Consider the following 21,220-nt stretch of genomic DNA (forward strand, 5'->3'; position numbering starts at 1 on the left):
CGGGGAGCCGCAGTTGAATCCTTCACCGTCCGTCATCGTCGCCGGGGGAGGCACCGCGGGACACATCACCCCGATGCTCGCCGTGGCCGACGCCGTGCGACGGCTCCGGCCCCAGGCGCGGATCACCGCGGTGGGCACGGCGGATCGTATGGAGGCCCGGCTCGTGCCCGAGGCCGGATACGATCTGGAGTTCATCGACCGGGTCCCGATGCCGCGCCGGCCGTCGGCGGATCTGCTGCGCCTGCCGCTGCGATTCTCCCGGGCGGTCGGCCAGGCCCGCCGGATCCTGCGCCGGCACGAGGCCGACGTCGTCCTGGGGGTCGGCGGCTACGTGTGCACCCCGATGTACCTGGCCGCCGCCCGCGAGGGGATCCCCGTGGTGATCCACGAGGCCAACCGCCGCCCGGGCCTGGCCAACCGCGTCGGGGCGCGCCGGGCCGCCGTCGTGGCCGCGGCCTTCCCGGATACGCCGCTGCGCGGGGCCCGCACCGTCGGGATGCCGCTGCGCGGGCCGGTGGCCGCCATGGATCGCGCCGCAGAGCGCGCCGCGGCCCGCCGGGACCTCGGCCTGCGGGAGGAGCTGCCCACGATCGTGCTGACCGGCGGGTCCCTGGGGGCCGCGGCGATGAACCGCACGGTGCGGGCGGTCCTGCAGACCCCCGCCTGGCGCCAGGCCGGGGTGCAGCTGCTGCACATCACCGGGCGCGGCAAGCAGCTGCTGGACGATCAGGGCCAGCCGGTGCAGGCCCCCCGCTACCACCAGGTCGAATTCGTCGACGGGATGCACCGGGCCTACGCCGCCGCGGACCTGCTGGTGGCCCGGGCGGGAGCGGCGACCGTCAGCGAGGCCGCGGCCGTGGGCTGCCCCTCGGTCTTCGTCCCCCTGCCCATCGGCAATGGGGAGCAGGCCCTGAACGCCGAATCCCTCGTGGCCGCCGACGCCGCCCTGCTCGTCCCGGACGCGCAGTTCACCCCCGGCTGGTTCCTGGACCACGTCCTGCCGCTGGCCCAGGACCCCGAGCGCCTGGAGCGGATGAGCCGCGCCGCGAGCCGCCTCGGGGTGCGCGATGCCGCCGAGCAGATGGCCCGCCTCGTGCTGGAGGCCGCCGAGTCGTCGCAGAACCCGAAGGAGCAGAGCCGATGAGCACCCCCGAGCCCACCGCCGAGCAGGCCCGGCTGCCGGAGTCTATGAACCCGCCGTTCCCCCCGCGCCCGCAGCTGTCCGGGCTGGGCCGGGTGCACTTCATCGGCATCGGTGGCACGGGTATGTCCGCGGTGGCCGAGCTGCTGCTGGAGCACGGGCTGAGCGTGTCGGGCTCGGACGCCAAGGACGGCCCCGTGCTGGATGCGCTGCGGGAGAAGGGCGCGCGGGTCTTCGTGCCCCAGGCCGCGGAGAACATCGAGCAGGCCGACACCGTCGTGATCTCCACGGCCATCCGCGAGTCCAACCCCGAGCTGGCCGCGGCCCGGGCCCGGGGGCTGCGGGTCCTGCACCGCTCGGATGCCCTGGCCGCGGCCATGGGCGTCCAGCGCACGATCGCGGTGGCCGGGACCCACGGCAAGACCACGACCAGCTCGATGATCGCCGTGATGCTCGACGCCGCCGGTGCGGACCCGTCCTTCGCCGTGGGTGCGCGCATCGCCGCCCTGGGCACCAACGCCCGGCTGGGCCGCACGGACGACGACGCCTGGTTCGTCGCCGAGGCGGACGAATCCGACGGCTCCTTCCTGAAGTACGCGCCGTCGATCGCGGTGGTCACCAACGTGGAACCGGACCATCTGGACTTCTACGGCACTCCCGCTGCGGTGCACCTGGCCTTCGAGCGCTTCGCCGAGACCCTCGGGCAGGACGGGGTGCTGGTGATCTGCGGGGATGACGACGGCGCCGCGCAGCTGGCCCGGGCCCGACGCCGGGCCGGGGCCCGGGTGCTCACCTACGGCACCGACGCCGCCGCGGACCTGCGCATCGAGGACATCACCGGGGAGGGCACCGCCAGCTCGGCGCGCCTGGCCTGGCAGCTGCCCGAGGCCGCGGGGGGTGCCCGGGGCGGCGTCACGCTGCACCTGGCCGTGCCCGGCACGCACAACCTGCGCAACGCCGCCGCGGCCATGGCCTGCGCCCTGCTGGTCGGCGTGGATCCGCAGGCCGCGGCTCGGGGGCTGTCCGAGTTCACGGGCTCGGCGCGCCGCTTCGAGCGTCGGGGGCAGGCCCGCGGGGTCACCGTGTTCGACGACTACGCCCACCACCCCACCGAGGTGGCCGCCGCCCTGCAGGCCGCGCGTACCGTGGCCGCCGGCGGCACGGTGTACGCGATCTTCCAGCCCCACCTGTTCTCCCGCACCCGGGCCTTCGCCCGGGAGTTCGCCGAGGCGCTGTCCCTGGCCGACCGGGCCTTCGTCGTGGATGTGTTCCCCGCCCGGGAGGAGCCGATCGAGGGGGTCTCCAGCCACCTGATCACCGATGCCGGGTTCAGCGAGGTCCGCTATGCGGCCTCCGGGCGGGAGGCCGCCACGCGCATCGCCTCCTCCGCAGCCGCCGGGGACATCGTGCTGACCATCGGGGCCGGTGACGTCACGACCTACGGCGCCTTCGTGCTCGAGGCCCTCGCCGAGGACGAGCGGCGCGCCCCCGGAGATGCGGCCCAGGACCCGGCGGAGTCCGCCCGGTGAGCGCCCGACGCCGCCCCCGCCTGCCCCGCTCCGCCCACGAACACGCCCCGGAGGGGGCCCCGGCGGCCGCCGAGCGGGAACCGGAGGAGCCCGACGAAGCGACCCAGGAACCGGAGGGCGCGCCCGTCGAGGCGCGCCAGCGCCTGGCCCGGCGCGCCCGGGAGAACTCCCGACGCAGCGAGGAATCCCCGGCGCAGGCCGCCCGGCGCTCGCTGGAGGCCGTGCGCCGCGAGCCGGAGGCCGCCACGGGAGCGATCCCGGTGCGCGCGAGCAATCCGGCGGCGGTCAGCGTCGAACCCGCCCACGCCGGCTCCGACGCACCGGGCGCGCCCGAGCGAGATGAGGACGGGTGCACAGGGGACGAGGGCGCACCGGACGAGCGCGACGTCGTGCGTCCGCTGGGCCGCCCCGGCTCCGCGGACCGGCCCGCCGCGGCGGGTCCGGGGGAGCCCGGGGGCTCGCATCCAGGCGAGGACGGGGCGGACGGCGCCGCCGGGAACGGGGCGAGCGTCATCGCACTGACCTCGCGACGCCGCACGGAGGGATCCCGGGGCGCTCGGCGCACGAGCCGGCTGCGCCGCCTCGTGCCGCGCACCCGGCTGGGACGCATCGGGGCCGGCCTGCTGACGCTGGTGGTCGTGGCCGCGGTGTTCCTCGGGGTGGTCTTCGCCTCGCCGCTGCTGGCGGTGCGCACCATCACGGTGGAGGGCACGGGGGCCGCGGATCGCGCCGAGGTGGCCCGGAAGCTGGAACCGCTGGAGGGCACGCCGCTGCCGCGGGTCACCCAGCAGCAGGTCCGGGACCTGATCGGCCAGGATGTCGTGATCCGGGACGTCTCGATCGAGGCCCACCCGCCCCACGAGCTCGTGGTGACCCTGCAGGAGCGGGTGCCGGTGGCCGCCGTGAAGGACGGGGACCGCTACATCCTGGTGGACCGGGACGGCACCGCCGTGGGGGCCGCGGATTCGGTGGAGCAGGCCAAGGTCCCGCTGATCGACGGCGGGCGCCAGGCGGTCACCCAAGATTCCTTCCGGGACGTGGTGCGGGTGCTGCAGGCCCTGCCGCAGTCCCTGCTGCAGCAGATGACCGCGGCGAAGGCGCAGTCGGACACGGACATCCGCCTGGAGATGAAGGACGGCTCCACGGTGCTCTGGGGCACGGCCGATGACTCCGAGCAGAAGGCGCAGGTGCTGCGCGCCCTGATCCAGGCCGTCGGAGGGGACGGGGTCTCGACCTACGACGTCTCCAGCCCGGATCACCCGGTCACCGAGTGACCCCGGCAACCATTCAACCTGCACTCGAGGTCCATGCACGAGGCGGGCCGGGGCGGCGGCGAGGCCCGCACTCTGCGGGAATTCCCGGCCCTCGATCGGCCCGCGGGAGCGACACCGCCGCGTGCGGTTGGTAGTCTGGATGCCGTATAGGAACCGGCCGTCGACGCCGAACGACGCAATCGTCTGAACCTTCGATCGAGGGTTTCAGGATAGGGATCGGCGGCGGCCATCACTGCGAACGAGGATCACATGGACATCACCACCCCCCAGAACTACCTGGCCGTCATCAAGGTCGTCGGCATCGGCGGCGGCGGCGTGAACGCCGTGAACCGCATGATCGAGGTCGGCCTGCGCGGCGTCGAGTTCATCGCGATCAACACCGACGCCCAGGCGCTGCTGATGTCCGATGCGGACGTCAAGCTCGACGTCGGTCGGGAGATGACCCGCGGGCTGGGCGCCGGGGCCAACCCCGAGGTCGGGCGCCAGGCGGCCGAGGACCACGAGGAGGAGATCGAGGAGGTCCTCAAGGGGGCCGACATGGTCTTCGTGACCGCCGGTGAGGGTGGCGGCACCGGAACTGGCGGCGCCCCGGTCGTCGCGCGCATCGCCCGCTCCCTGGGGGCCCTGACCATCGGCGTGGTCACCCGCCCGTTCACCTTCGAGGGTCGCCGCCGCTCCAACCAGGCCGAGACCGGCATCGAGGCCCTGCGCGACGAGGTGGACACCCTCATCGTCATCCCGAACGACCGCCTGCTGTCCATCTCCGACCGCAACGTGTCCATGCTGGACGCCTTCAAGTCCGCCGACCAGGTGTTGCTCTCCGGCGTGCAGGGCATCACCGACCTGATCACCACCCCGGGCCTGATCAATCTGGACTTCGCCGACGTGAAGTCCGTGATGCAGGGCGCGGGTTCGGCGCTGATGGGCATCGGCTCCGCCCAGGGCGAGGACCGCGCGGTCAAGGCGGCGGAGCTGGCCATCGCGTCCCCGCTGCTGGAGGCCTCCATCGACGGCGCCCACGGCGTGCTGCTGTCCATCCAGGGAGGTTCCGACCTCGGCCTGTTCGAGATCAACGAGGCCGCCCGCCTGGTCCAGGAGGTCGCCCACCCGGACGCCAACATCATCTTCGGCGCCGTGATCGACGACGCCCTGGGCGATGAGGCACGGGTCACCGTGATCGCCGCGGGCTTCGACTCCCTGAACCCGGAGACCAACTCCAACTCCACCAACGCCGCGGCCAACCAGGCCCAGCGCACCCAGCAGGCCTTCGGCGGCTCCGCCTCCCAGCCGGTCCGGGTGGCCTCCAACCCGCAGCGCGGCGGCTCCTACGCCGGCGGCGCGCCGTCCTACTCGGGCGGCTCCTCGAGCCAGTGGGGTGCTGACGACGACGTTCCGGCCAACGCCGGGTTCGACGTCGATCTGCCCCCGACCGAGGAGGAGACCGGGCGCGGCTCGGCCCGCAAGGACTCCCTGGATGTGCCCGACTTCCTGAAGTGAAGTGACCTGACCCGCGGTTCCTCGCCGCACGGGTGAGCGCCCCGCACGGCGCCGCGATTCCCCGGTCTCCCGCGTCGGGACCGGGGAATCGGCGCACCCGGGCCCCGGTGCTCCCCGCGGGGCAGACGCGACCCGGGGAACGGGCGCCGCCCGCGAAGCACCCCTGACGTCTCCGATGAAGCAGGTCCCATGCGCATCCTCACCGAGCCCGACGGCCCGAGGCTGGCCGTCACCGATCGCGGCGACGGCAACCTCGCCCTGCACGCCGGTCCCGATCCCGCGGCCGCCCAGGCCCGACGACGCCGGATGGAGCGGGATCTGGGGGTGGCCGCCGGGCGGCTGCTCTTCCTCGAGCAGGTGCACGGCACGGCCGTGGCGGACGCCGATGAGGCCCCGACCATCCCGGCCCGGAGTGCGCCGGCCCGGGAGCGGGAGCTGGCGCCGGTCGCCGACGCCGCCCTGACCCGCACGGGGCGCCCGCTGGCGGTGCTGACCGCCGACTGCCTGCCCGTGCTGTTCGCGACCGAGGACCCGAGCCTGGCGGCCGTGGCCCACGCCGGGCGGCGGGGACTGCTGGACGGGATCCTGCCTCGGGTGCTCGAGGTGCTGGCCGCGGCCGGAGCCGGGCGGATCCGGGCCTGGATCGGGCCCGGGGTGTGCGGCTCCTGCTACGAGGTCCCCGAGTCCCTGGCGGCCGAGGCCGAGGCGATCCTGCCCGGGATCGCCGCGCGAACCTCGTGGGGCACCGCCTCCCTGGACCTGCCGGGAGCGGCCCGGACCCAGTTGACAGCCACCGCCGAGCGGCTCGGCCTGCGCCTGGAGGTCTCCGCGGAGCTGTCCGCCTGCACGCTGGAGGATCCGGGCCAGTTCTCCCACCGGCGCGCCCCGGGCGAGGGGCGCCTGGCCGCGATCCTGGTGCCCCAGTCCCCGTCCGAACCACCAGCCCGGACCAAGCCCCAAGCCCAGCCCCGGCCCGACGACGAGGACCCCGCACCGCACCGAGACGATCACGAGCAGCAGCGAGGAGGACACCGCAGATGAGCCAGGAGCACCCGACCCAGCCTCGAGAACAGCAGGAGCGGGGGAGGCCGCCGCACCCGGATCCCCGGCGCGCCGAGGAGCTGGCGCAGCGCCTGCGGCAGGTGAGTGAGACCGTGCAGTCCCTGGCCGCCCAGACCCCGGCCGATGTGCGGGATCCCGGGCAGCCGGTGCGGCTGCTGCCGGTCACCAAGTTCTTCCCGGCCGCCGACGTCGCCGCCCTGTGGGAGGCGGGCGTGCGGGCCGTGGGGGAGAACCGCGAGCAGGAGGCCTCCCGCAAGGCCGCCGAGCTGGCTCCGCTGACCGGTTCGGGCCTGCGCTGGGAGCACATCGGACAGCTGCAGACCAACAAGGCGAAGTCGGCGGTGCGCTGGGCCGGGTCGGTGCACTCGGTGGATCGGCCCGGACTCGTTCAGGCCCTGGGTCGGGCCTGGTCGCTGGCGGTCTCCCGCTGGGAGGCCGAGGAGGGCCCGGCCCCGGCGGCGCACGCCGAGGGCGGCCTGGAGTGCTTCATCCAGGTGGGTCTCAGCGCGGCCTCCGCGCCGGGGCAGGCCGCCAGCGGGGCCCGGGGCGGGGCCGACCCGACGGAGGTGGCGCGGCTGGCCGAGGCCGTCGCCGCCACCCCCGGCCTGCGCCTGGCCGGGCTGATGGCGGTGGCCCCGCAGGCGGAGGATCCGGCGGCGGCCTTCGCCCGGCTGCGCGAGCTCAGCGCCGCACTGCGCCGGGAGCACCCGGAGGCGGTGGAGATCTCCGCGGGGATGAGCGCGGACCTGGCCGACGCGATACGATGGGGCTCGACCCGGGTGCGCGTGGGCTCGGCCATCATGGGGCCTCGTCCCCGGGGCTGAGGCCCCCGGCCGTCCGACATCACCGAAACAGCACAGCAGCGAATCTTCGAGGAGTTCAGATGGCGGGAACACTGCGCCAGGCCATGGTCTTTCTGGGACTGGCCGACGACGGCTACGAGCAGTCGGGGGAGCAGACGGGATCCCGCCGCGGCTCCGCGGAGCAGGCCCCGGCGCGCACCCCGCGCGGTGAGCGCGTGGAGGGCGAGGTCATCGAACCGGAGCCCAGCACCGAGGCGCATCCGGTGATCACCCGGACCCCCGCCCGCTCCTCGGCCCAGGAGCAGGACCAGACCGAGACCCCCCGCGGCTCCCACGCCGACGGGCGGCGCCCGGCGGCCCTGGAATCCCGCCGCGCCGAGCGCGAGCCGCGCTCGCGCTCGGCCGTGCAGCCCGCCGCCTCCGCCCGGGAGGCCGCCCCCGAGCGCCGAATCCCGGCCCCGATCGAAAGCGACAACGAATTGCGACGCATCACCACCATCCACCCGCGCTCCTACAACGACGCCAAGGTCATCGGCGAGTCCTTCCGCGAGGGCATCCCCGTGATCATGAACGTCACCGACATGGACGTCACGGAGGCCAAGCGGCTGGTGGACTTCTCCTCGGGGCTGACCTTCGCCCTGAACGGCAGCATCGAGCGGGTCACCGAGCAGGTGTTCCTGCTGACCCCCGCGACCCTGGAGGTCCTCGCTCCGCAGGAGGAGCAGCGCGAGCAGCACGCGCCCGAGGACGACGTCGCCCAGCACGACCCCTTCGACCAGCGCTGAGCCCATCCCGCCCGGGCCCCGCCCCTGAGCTTCGACCCCGAGGAGACCTGTGATCACGGTTCTGGCGCTGATCCACTTCGCCCTGTACCTGGCCATGCTGCTGCTGATGCTGCGCCTGATCCTGGATTGGGTGGACGGCTTCGCCCCGCGCTGGCGCCCCCGCGGCGTCGTGCTGGTCGCCGCGATCGGCATCCGGCGGGCCACGGAGCCGGGGATGCGGCTGATGCGCCGGATCATCCCGCCGCTGCGGCTGGGCGGAGTGTCCCTGGACATGGGCTTCCTGGTGCTGCTGCTGGTGCTGAGCCTGCTCAACTCCGTGGTCATGAGCCTGCTGGGCGCGGCGCTGTCCCGGGTCTGACCGGGGCCTGGAGCCTGCGCCCAGCCCCACCCACTAGGATGAGGGGTGAACAACCGTCCGACGCAGCGCCGACCGACGCGGCAGGCGCACAGACACGAGGTGACTTTCATGGCACTGACCCCGGAAGAGGTCGTCGAGAAGACCTTCCAGCCCACCAAGTTCCGCGAGGGCTACGACCAGCAGGAAGTCGATCTCTTCCTGGACGACGTCGTGGCCGAGCTGAAGCGGCTGAACGAGGAGAACCGGACGCTGCGCCAGGCGCTGTCCGAGCACGGCATCCCCGACCCGACCGCCGAGGGCGCCGCCCAGACCGGCACCGCCGGGCAGGCCTCGGATGCCGCTGAGGAGTCCGGGGCTGGCGAGGGCGCCAGCTCCGTGGCCGCCCTGTCCCAGCCCGCCGAGGAGCAGACCGTGAGCGCCCCGGCCGAGCAGGACCTCACCCCCTCCGGTGACGCCCCCGCCGAGGACGCCGCCGCCGAGCTGACCGCGGACGCCGACGTCGTCGAGGAAGCCGAGACCGTGGAGGCCCCCGCCCCGGCCGAGTCCGCCGCCGACTCCGCCCCCGCGACCCCGCAGTCCGCCGCCCCGGCCGGGTCCACCGAGTCCGCCGAGTCGGCTGCCGCGGTGATCGCGATGGCCCAGCGCCTGCACGACGAGTACGTCTCCGAGGGCCGCTCCGAGCGGGCCCGCCTGATCTCCGAGGGCCAGCTGCAGGCCGAGACCCTCGTCGCCGAGGCCGAGGCCCAGCGCAAGGAGGTCATGGAGAACCTGGAGACCAACAAGGCCGCCCTGGAGTCCGACGTCGAGGCGCTGCGCGCCTTCGAGGCCAGCTACCGGGCCCGCCTGCGCGAGCACCTGGAGTCCCGGCTCACCGAGCTGGAGAACACCGCCGGGCTGGAGCCCGACGCCGCGTGAGCTCCCGCAGCACCGCGAGGCCGACCCGTGCGCGGGTCGGCCTCGTCGTCTCCGCCGTGGTCCTGGGCGCCCTGCTCTACGCGGCGGACCAGGCCAGCAAGGCGTGGGTCGTCGCCCACATGGTCGAGGGCCAGCGGATCACCGTGATCCCCGATCTGCTGTGGTGGCGCTTCCTGCGCAACCCCGGGGCCGCGTTCTCCCTGGGGGAGTCCGTGACCTGGGTGTTCACCCTCGTGCAGGCGGCGGTCGCCGTCGTGGTGATCCGGCTGTTGCCGCGCGCTCGCAGCGCGGCCTGGCTGCTGAGCCTGGCGGGCCTGCTGGCCGGGGTGCTGGGCAACCTCACGGACCGGCTCTTCCGGGAGCCGGGCTTCGGGCGCGGGCACGTCGTGGACTTCATCTCCGTGCCGCACTTCGCGATCTTCAACATCGCCGACTCCTGCATCTGCGTGTCCATCGCCGTCATCGCCGTGCTGACCCTGCGCGGCGTCCCGCTGGAGGGCCGGTCGCCGGAGTCGGGTACCCTCGCGCCCGCCGATGACGGGCGGGCCGCCGCCGAGCATCCCGAGGAGACCCGCCCATGAGCGCTGAGCAGACCATCGAGTTCGCGGTGAGCGACGAGGACGACGGCGCCCGCCTGGATGCGCTGCTGGCCCGGGAATCGGGTGGTTCCCGCAGTGCCGCGGCCGCCTGGTGCGAGCAGGACCGGGTGCGCGTGCGGCACGAGGGACGGCAGCTGAAGCCCGCCAAATCCCTGAAGGTCCCGGCCGGCGCCGTCATCACCGCCCGGGTGCCGGAGCCCGAGGAGGCCGCGCGCGTGGTCGCGCAGGTCGTGGACGGGTTCTCCATCGTGCACGAGGACGCCGACGTCGTCGTGGTGGACAAGCCCACCGGGGTCGCCGCCCACCCCAGCCCCGGCTGGCACGGGCCCACCGTGGTCGGGGCCCTGGCGGGTCTCGGGGTGAACATCGCCACCAGCGGGGCACCGGAGCGCCAGGGCATCGTGCACCGGCTGGACGTGGGGACCTCCGGGCTGATGGTGGTCGCCAAGAACGAGCCCTCCTACGCCGCGCTGAAGCGGGCCTTCAAGGAGCGCACCGTGGAGAAGGTGTACCACACCCTCGTCCAGGGCATCCCGGACCCGCTGCGCGGGACCATCGACGCCCCGATCGGGCGGCACCCCGGGCACTCCTGGCGCTTCGCCGTCGTGGAGGACGGGCGGGGCTCCGTGACCCACTACGAGGTGCTGGAGGCCTTCGGCCCCGCGAGCCTCGCCGAGGTGCACCTGGAGACCGGGCGCACCCACCAGATCCGCGTGCACTTCTCCGCACTGAACCACCCCTGCTGCGGGGATCTCACCTACGGGGCGGATCCGCGCCTGGCCGCGGACCTGGGCCTGACCCGCCAGTGGCTGCACGCGCACCGGCTGGGCTTCGACCATCCCGGCACGGGGCGGCGGGTGCGCTTCACCAGCGAGTACCCGGCGGATCTGAGCTTCGCCCTGGAGGCCGTGCGCAGCGGGGATGTCCTAAACTAGGGCGGTGACTTCAGCGGCCAAGACCAAGGGCTTCACCCACCTGCACGTGCACACCGAGTACTCGATGCTCGACGGCGCCGCCCGCCTGGACGACCTGTTCGAGCACGCCCACGAGCTGGGCATGGACTCGATGGCCACCACCGACCACGGCTTCCTCTTCGGGGCCTTCGACTTCTGGAACCGGGCCCGCAATGCCGGGATCAAGCCGATCATCGGCGTCGAGGCGTACCTGACCCCGGGCACCGCCCGGCAGGACCGCACCCGCGTGAAGTTCGCCGACGGCGGGCGCGACGACGTCTCCGGCGGCGGCGCGTACACCCACATGACCCTGCTGGCCGAGACCACCGAGGGCATGCACAACCTGTTCCGCGCTTCCTCCCGGGCCTCCCTGGAGGGCCAGCTGTACAAGCCGCGCATGGACCGGGAGCTGCTGAACACCTACGGCAAGGGCCTGATCGCCACCACCGGCTGCCCGTCGGGGGAGGTCCAGACCCGTCTGCGCCTGGGCCAGTACCGGGAGGCCCTGGATGCGGCCGCGGAGTTCCGGGACATCTTCGGGGCGGAGAACTTCTACTGCGAGCTGATGGACCACGGGCTGGGCATCGAGAAGCAGGTGACTCAGGACCTGCTGCGCCTGGCCAAGGAGCTGAACCTGCCGCTGGTGGCCACCAACGACCTGCACTACACCCGCGCCGAGGACGCCAAGGCCCACGCGGCCCTGCTGTGCGTGCAGTCCGGCTCCACCCTGCAGGACCCCAAGCGCTTCAAGTTCGACGCCGATGAGTTCTACCTGAAGTCCCCGGCGGAGATGCGCGAGCTGTTCCGGGACTTCCCGGAGGCCTGCGACAACACCCTGGAGATCGCCGAGCGCTGTAACGTGGAGTTCGACACCTCCGCGAACTACATGCCGGACTTCCCCTGCCCCCCGGGGGAGAACGAGGAGTCCTGGTTCATCAAGGAGGTCGAGGCCGGGTTGCACTATCGGTTCCCCGACGGGGTCCCGGACGAGGTGCGCAAGCAGGCCGAGTACGAGCAGGGCATCATCATCCAGATGGGCTTCCCCGGGTACTTCCTGGTGGTCGCGGACTTCATCAACTGGGCCAAGAACAACGGGATCCGGGTGGGTCCGGGCCGAGGCTCCGGTGCCGGGTCGATGGTCGCCTACGCGATGCGCATCACCGACCTGAACCCGCTGGAGCACGACCTGATCTTCGAGCGGTTCCTCAACCCGGACCGCGTGTCCATGCCGGACTTCGACGTCGACTTCGACGATCGGCGCCGCTCCGAGGTGATCCACTACGTCACCGAGAAGTACGGCGAGGACCGCGTCGCGATGATCGTGACCTACGGGACCATCAAGGCCAAGCAGGCCCTGAAGGACTCCTCCCGGGTGCTGGGCTACCCGTTCTCCACGGGGGAGAAGCTGACCAAGGCGATGCCGCCGGACATCATGGGCAAGGGCATCTCCCTGCAGGACGTCTACGACAAGGACGCCAAGCGCTACTCCGAGGCCGAGGAGCTGCGGGAGCTGCTGGCCACCGACGAGGATTCCGCGAAGGTCTTCGACACCGCCCAGGGCTTGGAGGGGCTCAAGCGGCAGTGGGGGGTGCACGCGGCCGGGGTCATCATGTCCAGCCACGACCTGATCGACGTCATCCCGATCATGCGCCGCGAGCAGGACGGGCAGGTCATCACGCAGTTCGACTACCCGACCTGCGAGGGCCTGGGCCTGATCAAGATGGACTTCCTGGGCCTGCGCAACCTCACGATCATCTCCGACGCCCTGGAGAACATCGAGGCGAACCGGCAGGAGACCCTGGATCTGGAGACCCTGCAGATCGACGACGCCGCCAGCTACGAGCTGCTGGCCCGCGGGGACACCCTCGGGGTCTTCCAGCTCGACGGCGGGCCGATGCGCCAGCTGCTGAAGATGATGCAGCCGGACCACTTCGAGCACATCTCCGCGGTCCTGGCCCTGTACCGCCCGGGCCCGATGGGCGCGAACTCGCACATCAACTACGCCCTGCGCAAGAACGGCCAGCAGGAGGTCACCCCGATCCACCCGGAGCTGGCCGAGCCGCTGGCGGAGATCCTGGACACCACGTACGGGCTGATCGTGTACCAGGAGCAGGTCATGGCCATCGCCCAGAAGGTCGCCGGGTACTCCCTCGGCGAGGCCGATATCCTGCGCCGGGCCATGGGCAAGAAGAAGAAGGCCGAGCTGGACCGCCAGTACGCGACCTTCCACCAGGGGATGCTGGACAACGGGTACTCGGAGAGCGCGGTCAAGGCCCTGTGGGACATCCTGCTGCCCTTCTCCGACTACGCCTTCAACAAGGCCCACACCGCCGCCTACGGGCTGGTCTCCTACTGGACGGCGTACCTGAAGGCCCACTACCCGCAGGAGTACATGGCGGCCCTCCTGACCTCGGTGGGCGATGACAAGGACAAGCTGGCTCTGTACCTGAACGAGTGCCGCCGCATGGGCATCACGGTGCTGCCCCCGGACGTCAACGAATCCGCCCTGAACTTCACCCCGGTGGGTCGGGACATCCGCTTCGGCATGGGTGCGGTGCGCAACGTCGGGGCGAACGTGGTCCAGGCGATGGTGGACACCCGGCAGGAGAAGGGCCGCTTCACCTCCTTCCACGACTTCCTCAAGAAGGTCCCCGCGGTGGTGTGCAACAAGCGCACCGTGGACTCCATGATCAAGGCGGGCGCCTTCGACGACCTCGGCCACGGGCGCCGGGCCCTGTCGATGATCCACGAGGAGGCGATCGACGCGACCGTTTCCGTCAAGCGCCAGGAGGCGGCCGGGCAGTTCGACCTGTTCGGCGGCATCGGGATGGAGGAGGAGGACCCCTCAGCGGAGCTGACCGTGGCGATCCCGGACGTGCCCGAGTGGGAGCGGCGGGACAAGCTGAACTTCGAGCGCGACATGCTCGGGCTGTACGTCTCGGACCACCCGCTGCGGGGGCTGGACGAGGTGTTGGGCCAGCTGGCGGACTCCTCGGTCCAATCCCTGCTGGACGAGGACGGGAAACCCGACGGCGCGATCGTCACCGTGGCCGGGATGATCACCTCGGTGCAGCGCAAGGTCGCCAAGACCTCGGGCAACGCCTACGCCCGCATCGAGCTGGAGGACCGCACCGGGTCGATGGAGGTGATGTTCTTCGGGAAGGTGTACGCCCCGATCGCCAGCCTGCTGGCCGAGGACCTCATCGTGACCATCAAGGGGCGCCTGCAGCGCCGCGACGACGGCTCGGTGACCATCAGCGCCCAGGAGATGAAGATCCCGGACATCGACGCCGAGGGCCAGCAGGGTCCGATCGTGCTGTCCCTGCCCGAGCACCGGGCCACGGAGCGGACCCTGCGGGAGCTGGAGGGCATCCTGCTGAACCACCGGGGCGAGGCCGAGGTGCGCATCAACCTGGCCTGCCGCGGCAAGGACGTGCTGATGCGGCTGTCCCCGCGGCTTCGGGTCAACCCCAACCCGGCGCTGTTCGGGGATCTGAAGGTGCTGTTCGGCCCGGCCTGCCTGGAGCGGGCCTCCTGATCGGTCAGGCGCGGGCGCGGCTAGAATGGCCAGGGTGAGCACTTCGATCCCTGCTGAGACCGCCCCGACCGAGGGCCCCGCGATGCGCGTGCTGGATCTGCGCGGCCGGGACCTGGACCCCGCCGCCCTGGCCGGGCTGCTGCCGCGCCCGTCGGGGGAGTACCTGGCCCACGCCGAGGAGTCCGTCGCGCAGATCATCCGGCGGGTGCGCGCCGAGGGGGCGCCCGCCCTGCGGGAGCTGTCCGCGCGCTTCGACGGCGTCGAGCAGTCCGGCCTGCGGGTCCCGCCCGAGGCCCTCGAGCGGGCGCTGGCCGAGCTGGACCCGGGCGTGCGCGAGGCCCTGGAGACGGCGATCGGGCGGATCCGCGCCTTCGCCGCCGCGCAGAAGCCGGCCACCACCGAGCTGGAGGTCGCCCCGGGGGCGCGGCTGGTCAACCGGTGGACCCCGGTGCGCCGGGTCGGCCTGTACGTGCCCGGCGGGCTGGCGGTGTATCCCTCCTCGGTGGTCATGAACGCGGTGCCCGCCCAGGCCGCCGGCGTCGAGTCCGTGGTGCTGTGCACCCCGCCGCAGCGGGAGTTCGGCGGTCTGCCGCACCCCACCACCCTGGCGGCCGCGGCGCTGCTGGGCATCGAGGAGGTGTGGGCGATCGGCGGGGCGCAGGCCCTGGCCGCGATGGCCCACGGGCTGCGCCCGGACGAGCAGCAGCCGCAGCCCCTGGAGCCGGTGGACATCCTCACCGGCCCCGGCAACGTGTACGTGGCGATGGCCAAGCGGCAGCTGCGCTCAGTCGTCGGGGTGGACGGGGAGGCCGGGACCACGGAGATCGCGGTGATCGCCGACGCCGCGGCGGACCCGGTGTACGTGGCCGCGGATCTGATCTCCCAGGCCGAGCACGACCCCCACGCAGGCTCCGTGCTGATCACCGACTCCGCCCCGCTGGCCGAGGCCGTGGCCCGGCAGGTGCGGGTCCAGGCCGCCCGCACCCGGCACGCCGAGCGGGTCGCGCAGGCCCTGACCGGCCCGCAGTCCGGGGTGGTGCTCACCGACTCCCTGGAGCACAGCGTCGCGGTGGCCGACGCCTGGGCGCCCGAGCACCTGGAGATCCAGACCGCGGACCCGCGGGCGGTGGCCGCGCGGATCCGCAACGCCGGGGCCGTCTTCCTCGGCCCGCACTCCCCGGTGCCGCTCGGGGACTACGCCGCAGGATCCAACCACGTGCTGCCCACGGGCGGCTCCGCCCGGTGGGCCAGCGGCCTGAACACCGCCACCTTCATGAAGGTGGTCCAGCTGATCGAGTACTCCGCCGAGGCTCTGGCCGCCGTGGCCCCGACCGTGCGGGCCCTGGCCGAGGCCGAGGATCTGCCGGCCCACGGCCGGGCCGTGGCCGTGCGGACGGAGCCGACCGGGGCGGGGGAGTAGCGCCGTGCACTGCCCGTACTGCCGCCACCCCGACTCGCGCGTGGTGGACTCGCGGGTGGCCGATGACGGCTCCGCGATCCGCCGGCGCCGCCAGTGCGCGGCCTGCGGGCGGCGCTTCTCCACCCTGGAGACCACCGCCGTGAACGTCATCAAGCGCTCCGGGGCCACCGAGCCGTTCAAGCGCGCCAAGATCATCTCCGGGGTGCGCAAGGCCTGCCAGGGCCGCCCGGTCAGCGAGGACGATCTGGCCCTGCTGGCCCAGGAGGTCGAGGAGTCCATCCGCGCCAAGGGCCTGGCGGAGATCGACGCGAACGACGTCGGCCTGGAGATCCTCAAGCCGCTGCAGCGTCTGGACACCGTGGCGTACCTGCGCTTCGCCAGCGTCTACCAGGCCTTCGAGGGGCTGGACGACTTCGAGTCGGCCATCCGCTCCCTGCGGGCCGAAGCCGGAAGCGGGCCCGAGGACACCGCCCCCGAGGACGCGGCACCCGAGGACTCAGCCCCCGCGGCCGGCACCCGCGGAGCCGAGCGGAGCGAGGAGGACGGCCCGCAGCAGCAGACCCTCATCTGAGGCACGCCCGCCTGACCGGGTTGGCCGGGGCTCTGGCGCGGCGGGCGGCCGACGGGGTAAGCTCGAATCAGGAGCCGGTACGTGCGGAGGGGAAGCCGTCACGTACCGGCTCTTCCGCTGCCTGCGGACCTCCCACGGGCAGGCCCAGCGGCGCTCAGCCCGCGGTGCGGTCGTGCTTCTCCTTCTCCCCGGGCTGGCCCGCCGCCCACAGGGCCGCCCCGACGATCCCGGCGTTGTTGCGCAGCACCGCGATCTCGATGGGCGTGCCGATGTCCTCCAGATACGGCAGGAACTTCTCCGGCTTCTTGGACACCCCGCCGCCGATGATGAACGCGTCCGGGGAGAACAGCCGCTGCACGTGGGAGAAGTAGCGGTGCAGCCGCTTGCCGTACTGCTTCCAGGACAGGTCCTCGCGCTCGCGGGCCCGCACCGAGGCGCGGGTCTCCGCGTCGTGCCCGTCGATCTCCAGGTGGCCCAGCTCCGAGTTGGGCACCAGCTGGCCGTTGTTGATGATCGCCGAGCCGATCCCGGTGCCCAGGGTGATCATCATGAGGAAGCCGGAGCGGTGCCGGCCCTGTCCGTAGATCGCCTCGGCCAGACCGGCCGCGTCGGCGTCGTTGACGGCGTGGACGGGCCGTCCCAGGGCCTCGGCGACGGGCCCGGTCAGGTCCGCCCCGATCCAGGACTCATCCACGTTGGCCGCGGACCAGGTGTGCCCGTCCTTGATGATCGCGGGGAAGCCGACGCCGATCGCGGAGTCCGGCTCGGCGGTGAGCTCCCGGGACTGCAGCTCGGCGACGATCGTCTCCACGACGGGGATGACGGTCTCCGGGGTGGCCGGCTTCGGGGTGTCGATGCGGTAGCGCTCGGAGACCAGGTCCCCGGTGCGCAGGTCCACGATCCCGCCCTTGATGCCGGTGCCGCCGATGTCCACCCCGATGGCCAGCTCGTGGGGGGCGGGCAGGGACTCCTCCCGGTCCAGGTCGGCCTGCACGGCCAGCTCCGGGCGGTTCACGTTGGTCTTCTCGGTCACGGCTGCTCCTTCTGCTGCGTCGGGTCTGTCGCTGTCGGGTCGGGTTCCGGCCCCTGCGGCGGGACCGGCCGGGGTCGGTGCGCTCAGGGGAGGGTGAGGACGTCCACTCCGTCGGCGGTGACCACCATGGTGTGCTCGAACTGCGCGGAGCGCCTGCGGTCCTTCGTCACGACGGTCCAGTCGTCCTCCCACATGTCCCAGGAGATCGTCCCGAGGTTGAGCATGGGCTCGATGGTGAAGACCATGCCCTCCTGGATCAGGGTGTCATAGGCGGGGGCGGCGTCGTAGTGGGGGATGATCAGCCCGGAGTGGAACTCCCTGCCCACCCCGTGCCCGGTGAAGTCCCGGACCACCCCGTAGCCGAAGCGGGCGGCGTACTTCTCGATGACCCGCCCGATCACGTTGATCTCCCGGCCCGGCTTCACGGCCTTCATGGCCCGGCGCAGGGCCTCCTCGGTGCGCTCCACGAGCAGGCGGGACTCTTCGTCCACGTCCCCGACCAGCAGGGTGCGGTTGGTGTCCCCGTGCATGCCGTCCTTGTACGCGGTGACGTCCAGGTTGATGATGTCCCCGTCCTCCAGGACGGTGGAGTCCGGGATGCCGTGGCAGATGACCTCGTTCAGGGAGGTGCACACGGACTTCCAGTAGTTCCGGTAGCCCAGGGTGGAGGGGTAGGCGGCGTGGTCGCAGATGTACTCGTGGACCACCGCGTCGATCTCATCGGTGGTGGTTCCCGGCACGCAGTGGGCCTCGGCGGCGACGATGGCGCCGGCGGCGATCTTCCCGGCCGCGCGGATCAGCTCCACCTCCTCCGGGGTGTAGAAGTCCGAGCCCTGGCCCTCCCGGGCGGTGGGCTTGCCGACGTACTCGGGTCGCGGGATCCAGGAGGGCACCGTCCGCACGGGTCCGACGACGCCGGGGGTCAGGGCCCCGAGCGGGGCCTTCCCGGGTTCGGTGGGGATGTTGTGTCCGGTGGTGGCTTCGGAGGGTGCAGACATATCATCAACTCTAGGCCACCGGCCCCGCAGAGCCGGATCGAGACGACCCCGCGAGGAGGCACCCCATGGCGCTGAACGACGCCGCTGAACTGCCCGAGGACCAGCAGTACTGGTTCAACACCTACACCCGCGAGGTGGAGCATCCGGCCTCGTCGGACTACCGCAAGCTGATCGGACCCTACGCCAGCTATGCCGAGGCCAGCCGCGCCCTGGAGAAGGCCGAGCAGCGCAATGAGGCCTGGGATGAGGCGGACCGGGAGTGGCGCGAGGGCTGAGCCCCTCATCGGCGCCTCGGACGGGCTGAACGCCCGTCGTCGGGTCTGTCAGCCGGGTGCGCCCCGCCGAGCTGCTGCGCGGGTGAACCCGCAGCCTTAGTCCTGGAAGGTCTGCACAGGCCCCGGGAACACGCCCTGGACGACCTCCGCCCGGTAATCGCGGGCCGCCGCGGTCAGCGCCGTGCGCAGGTCCGCGTAGCGCTTCACGAAGCGGGGGGTCCGCCCAGTGGTCAGACCGGCCATGTCCTGCCACACCAGCACCTGCCCCGTGGTCTCAGCCCCCGCGCCGATGCCGACGGTCGGCACGCTCAGCGCCGCCTCCACCGCGGCCGCCGCCGGGGCCGCGGTCATCTCCAGCAGCACCGCGAAGGCCCCGGCCTCCTCCAGCCTGCGGGCATCCTCCACCAGCCCCTCAGCCTGCGCGTTGCGGCCCTGCACCCGGAAACCGCCCAGCACGTGCTCCGACTGCGGGGTGAAGCCCAGGTGGGCCATCACCGGAACCCCCGCCTGGACCATCGCCCGGACATGCTCCGCGTAGAAGGCCCCGCCCTCCATCTTCACCGCGTGCGCCCCGCCCTCGCGGACCAGGCGCACCGCGGCCTCCACCGCCTGCGCGGGGGAGGCCTCGTAGGTGCCGAAGGGCAGATCCGCCACGACCATCGCCCTCCGCGCCGTGCGGGAGACCGCCCGCACGAACGGCAGGAAGTCCTCCATCCGCAGCTGCGTGGTCGACTCCAGCCCCAGCACCGTGTTGGCCGCGGAGTCCCCGACCAGCAGCACCTCCACCCCGGCCTCGTCGAAGATCCGGGCGGTCATCGCGTCATAGCTGGTCAGCATGGAGAACCGCGTGCCCTCCTCCTTGCACCGGCGCAGATGCACCGTGCGGATGCGGGAGACGCCCTCCAGGCCGTTGGCGGGACCGGAGGGGGCGGCGGGGGAGTCGTCCTCGGAGGACAGGTACGTGCTCATGGCCTGCCATCCTAGTGCCCGGGCGGCACGCGGGCAGGCCGACCCGAAGCAGAGCGGGGTGCGGATACAGTGGGGGCAGACGGCCCCCGCGCGCCGCCCCGCCCGACCCAGCCCCAAGGAGGCACCCATGGACCGCCAACAGGAATTCGTGCTGCGCACCATCGAGGAGCGGGACGTGCGCTTCGTGCGGATGTGGTTCACCGACGTCGTCGGCACCCTCAAGTCCGTGGCCCTGGCCCCGGCCGAGGTGGAGGGCGCCTTCGAGGAGGGCCTGGGCTTCGACGGCTCCTCCATCGAGGGCCTGTCCCGGGTCTCCGAATCGGACATGCTCCTGCAGCCGGATCCCTCCACCTTCCAGCTGCTGCCCTGGCGGGGAGAGCAGGAGCCCACCTCCCGGATGTTCTGCGACATCCTCACCCCGGACGGCGAGCCCTCCGCCGCGGATTCCCGCGGGGTGCTCAAGCGGATCCTGGCCAAGGCCGGGGACATGGGCTTCACCTGCTACACCGCCCCGGAGGTGGAGTTCTACCTCCTGAAGTCCCCCGAGCTGAACGCGGACGGCTTCCCCGAGCCGGTGGACCGGGAGGGCTACTTCGACCACGTCTACGGCGGGGTGGTCCAGGATTTCCGACGCCGGGCCGTGACCATGCTGGAATCCGTGGGGATCTCCGTGGAGTTCAGTCACCACGAGGGCGGCCCCGGGCAGAACGAGATCGACCTGCGCCACGCCGACGCCCTGCAGACCGCGGACAACATCATGACCTTCCGCTCCGTGATCAAGGAGGTCGCCCACACCCAGGGCATCTACGCGACCTTCATGCCCAAGCCGTTCACCGATCACCCCGGCTCCGGGATGCACACCCACTTCTCCCTGTTCGAGGGGGACTCCAACGCCTTCTTCGAGGCCGGAGCCGAGTACCAGCTCTCCCGCACCGCCCGGCACTTCATCGCCGGGGTGCTGCGCCACGCCCCGGAGTTCACGTCCGTGACCAACCAGTTCGTGAACTCCTACAAGCGCCTGTGGGGCGGCGGGGAGGCCCCCTCCTACCTGTCCTGGGGCCACAACAACCGTTCCGCCCTGGTCCGGGTGCCGCTGTACAAGCCGAACAAGATGCAGTCCGCGCGCATCGAGTACCGCGGCCTGGACTCGGCGGTGAACCCCTACCTCGGCTACGCCGTCGTGCTGGCCGCGGGTCTGAAGGGCATCGAGGAGGAGTACGAGCTGCCGATGGCCGAGTCCGACGACGTCGCCTCCATGACCGCCCGCGAGCGGGCCAGCCTCGGACACGACCCGCTGCCGGCCTCCCTGCACGACGCGATCCGCCAGACCGAGGACTCCGAGTTCATGGCCGAGGTGCTTGGCGAGCAGGTCTTCCGCCAGTTCCTGCGCAACAAGCAGGAGGACTGGACGGCCTACCGCCGCGAGGTCACCCCCTACGAGCTGAAGTACAACCTGGGCCTGCTCTGAGCCCGTCCCCGTCCGACCCGCCAGAAAGGATC

At 72.4% G+C, this 21,220-nt stretch carries 19 protein-coding genes; 16 read left to right on the top strand and 3 right to left on the bottom strand.

Annotated elements, in window-relative coordinates; all coding sequences use genetic code 11:
- Positions 1-13 precede the first annotated feature (13 nt).
- From murG to nrdR, 14 genes are all read left to right on the top strand, one after another.
- Positions 14-1,144 carry an undecaprenyldiphospho-muramoylpentapeptide beta-N-acetylglucosaminyltransferase gene (murG, locus tag AC0VXQ_RS04080; RefSeq protein WP_058730725.1) on the top strand — a complete coding sequence of 377 codons (1,131 nt, stop codon included), beginning with the start codon at positions 14-16 and terminating at the stop codon, positions 1,142-1,144.
- Positions 1,141-2,670, top strand: a complete 1,530-nt coding sequence (gene murC / locus AC0VXQ_RS04085) for a UDP-N-acetylmuramate--L-alanine ligase (RefSeq protein WP_279751972.1) — start codon at positions 1,141-1,143, stop codon at positions 2,668-2,670. The genes murG and murC overlap by 4 nt, the downstream gene beginning before the upstream one ends.
- Positions 2,667-3,944, top strand: coding sequence for a cell division protein FtsQ/DivIB (locus tag AC0VXQ_RS04090; RefSeq protein ID WP_397548306.1), 1,278 nt, complete (start codon positions 2,667-2,669; stop codon positions 3,942-3,944). The genes murC and AC0VXQ_RS04090 overlap by 4 nt, the downstream gene beginning before the upstream one ends.
- Before the next feature lie 249 nt (positions 3,945-4,193).
- A complete protein-coding gene (gene ftsZ, locus AC0VXQ_RS04095; protein WP_058730728.1) occupies positions 4,194-5,441 on the top strand; it encodes a cell division protein FtsZ in 1,248 nt (415 codons plus the stop codon).
- A 189-nt stretch (positions 5,442-5,630) separates the two neighbouring features.
- Positions 5,631-6,482, top strand: coding sequence for a purine nucleoside phosphorylase YfiH/LACC1 family protein (locus AC0VXQ_RS04100; protein WP_100464691.1), 852 nt, complete (start codon positions 5,631-5,633; stop codon positions 6,480-6,482).
- On the top strand, positions 6,479-7,327 hold the full coding sequence (locus AC0VXQ_RS04105) for a YggS family pyridoxal phosphate enzyme (RefSeq protein ID WP_100464689.1): 849 nt from the start codon (positions 6,479-6,481) through the stop codon (positions 7,325-7,327). The genes AC0VXQ_RS04100 and AC0VXQ_RS04105 overlap by 4 nt, the downstream gene beginning before the upstream one ends.
- A gap of 59 nt (positions 7,328-7,386) precedes the next feature.
- Entirely contained in the window at positions 7,387-8,091 is a 705-nt protein-coding gene (locus tag AC0VXQ_RS04110) for a cell division protein SepF (protein WP_100464686.1), read from the top strand.
- Between the two features lie 49 nt (positions 8,092-8,140).
- Positions 8,141-8,449 (top strand): YggT family protein, encoded by a 309-nt coding sequence (locus tag AC0VXQ_RS04115; RefSeq protein WP_099049765.1) that lies wholly within the window; start codon positions 8,141-8,143, stop codon positions 8,447-8,449.
- A gap of 108 nt (positions 8,450-8,557) precedes the next feature.
- Positions 8,558-9,364: a DivIVA domain-containing protein gene (locus AC0VXQ_RS04120; RefSeq protein WP_100464684.1), complete on the top strand. Its 807-nt coding sequence runs from the start codon at positions 8,558-8,560 to the stop codon at positions 9,362-9,364.
- Positions 9,361-9,945: a signal peptidase II gene (gene lspA / locus AC0VXQ_RS04125; protein WP_058731767.1), complete on the top strand. Its 585-nt coding sequence runs from the start codon at positions 9,361-9,363 to the stop codon at positions 9,943-9,945. The genes AC0VXQ_RS04120 and lspA overlap by 4 nt, the downstream gene beginning before the upstream one ends.
- Positions 9,942-10,898 carry an RluA family pseudouridine synthase gene (locus AC0VXQ_RS04130; RefSeq protein WP_196826308.1) on the top strand — a complete coding sequence of 319 codons (957 nt, stop codon included), beginning with the start codon at positions 9,942-9,944 and terminating at the stop codon, positions 10,896-10,898. Before lspA ends, AC0VXQ_RS04130 begins: the two co-directional genes overlap by 4 nt.
- A 64-nt stretch (positions 10,899-10,962) precedes the next feature.
- Positions 10,963-14,454, top strand: a complete 3,492-nt coding sequence (gene dnaE / locus AC0VXQ_RS04135; RefSeq protein WP_058731777.1) for a DNA polymerase III subunit alpha — start codon at positions 10,963-10,965, stop codon at positions 14,452-14,454.
- An 82-nt stretch (positions 14,455-14,536) separates the two neighbouring features.
- A complete protein-coding gene (hisD, locus tag AC0VXQ_RS04140) occupies positions 14,537-15,874 on the top strand; it encodes a histidinol dehydrogenase (RefSeq protein ID WP_375542942.1) in 1,338 nt (445 codons plus the stop codon).
- Between the two features lie 4 nt (positions 15,875-15,878).
- Positions 15,879-16,445, top strand: coding sequence for a transcriptional regulator NrdR (nrdR, locus tag AC0VXQ_RS04145; protein ID WP_081046340.1), 567 nt, complete (start codon positions 15,879-15,881; stop codon positions 16,443-16,445).
- 154 nt (positions 16,446-16,599) lie between these two features.
- On the opposite strand, the gene ppgK is transcribed toward nrdR, so the two are convergent.
- Both ppgK and map read right to left on the bottom strand, forming a co-directional pair.
- Positions 16,600-17,427: a polyphosphate--glucose phosphotransferase gene (gene ppgK / locus AC0VXQ_RS04150; protein WP_058731778.1), complete on the bottom strand. Its 828-nt coding sequence runs from the start codon at positions 17,425-17,427 to the stop codon at positions 16,600-16,602.
- Positions 17,428-17,561: 134 nt separating this feature from the next.
- Positions 17,562-18,476, bottom strand: a complete 915-nt coding sequence (gene map, locus AC0VXQ_RS04155) for a type I methionyl aminopeptidase (RefSeq protein WP_081046339.1) — start codon at positions 18,474-18,476, stop codon at positions 17,562-17,564.
- Positions 18,477-18,541: 65 nt separating this feature from the next.
- Here map and AC0VXQ_RS04160 point away from each other — a divergent pair, with 65 nt between their 5' ends.
- On the top strand, positions 18,542-18,751 hold the full coding sequence (locus AC0VXQ_RS04160; protein WP_058731770.1) for an SPOR domain-containing protein: 210 nt from the start codon (positions 18,542-18,544) through the stop codon (positions 18,749-18,751).
- A gap of 96 nt (positions 18,752-18,847) precedes the next feature.
- On the opposite strand, the gene panB is transcribed toward AC0VXQ_RS04160, so the two are convergent.
- Positions 18,848-19,720, bottom strand: a complete 873-nt coding sequence (panB, locus tag AC0VXQ_RS04165) for a 3-methyl-2-oxobutanoate hydroxymethyltransferase (protein WP_058731771.1) — start codon at positions 19,718-19,720, stop codon at positions 18,848-18,850.
- Positions 19,721-19,847: 127 nt separating this feature from the next.
- On the opposite strand from panB, the gene AC0VXQ_RS04170 reads away from it, so the two are divergent.
- Positions 19,848-21,188 carry a glutamine synthetase family protein gene (locus tag AC0VXQ_RS04170; protein ID WP_058731772.1) on the top strand — a complete coding sequence of 447 codons (1,341 nt, stop codon included), beginning with the start codon at positions 19,848-19,850 and terminating at the stop codon, positions 21,186-21,188.
- Positions 21,189-21,220: the final 32 nt, after the last annotated feature.

Source organism: Rothia sp. QJM3NY_36, assembly GCF_056173115.1.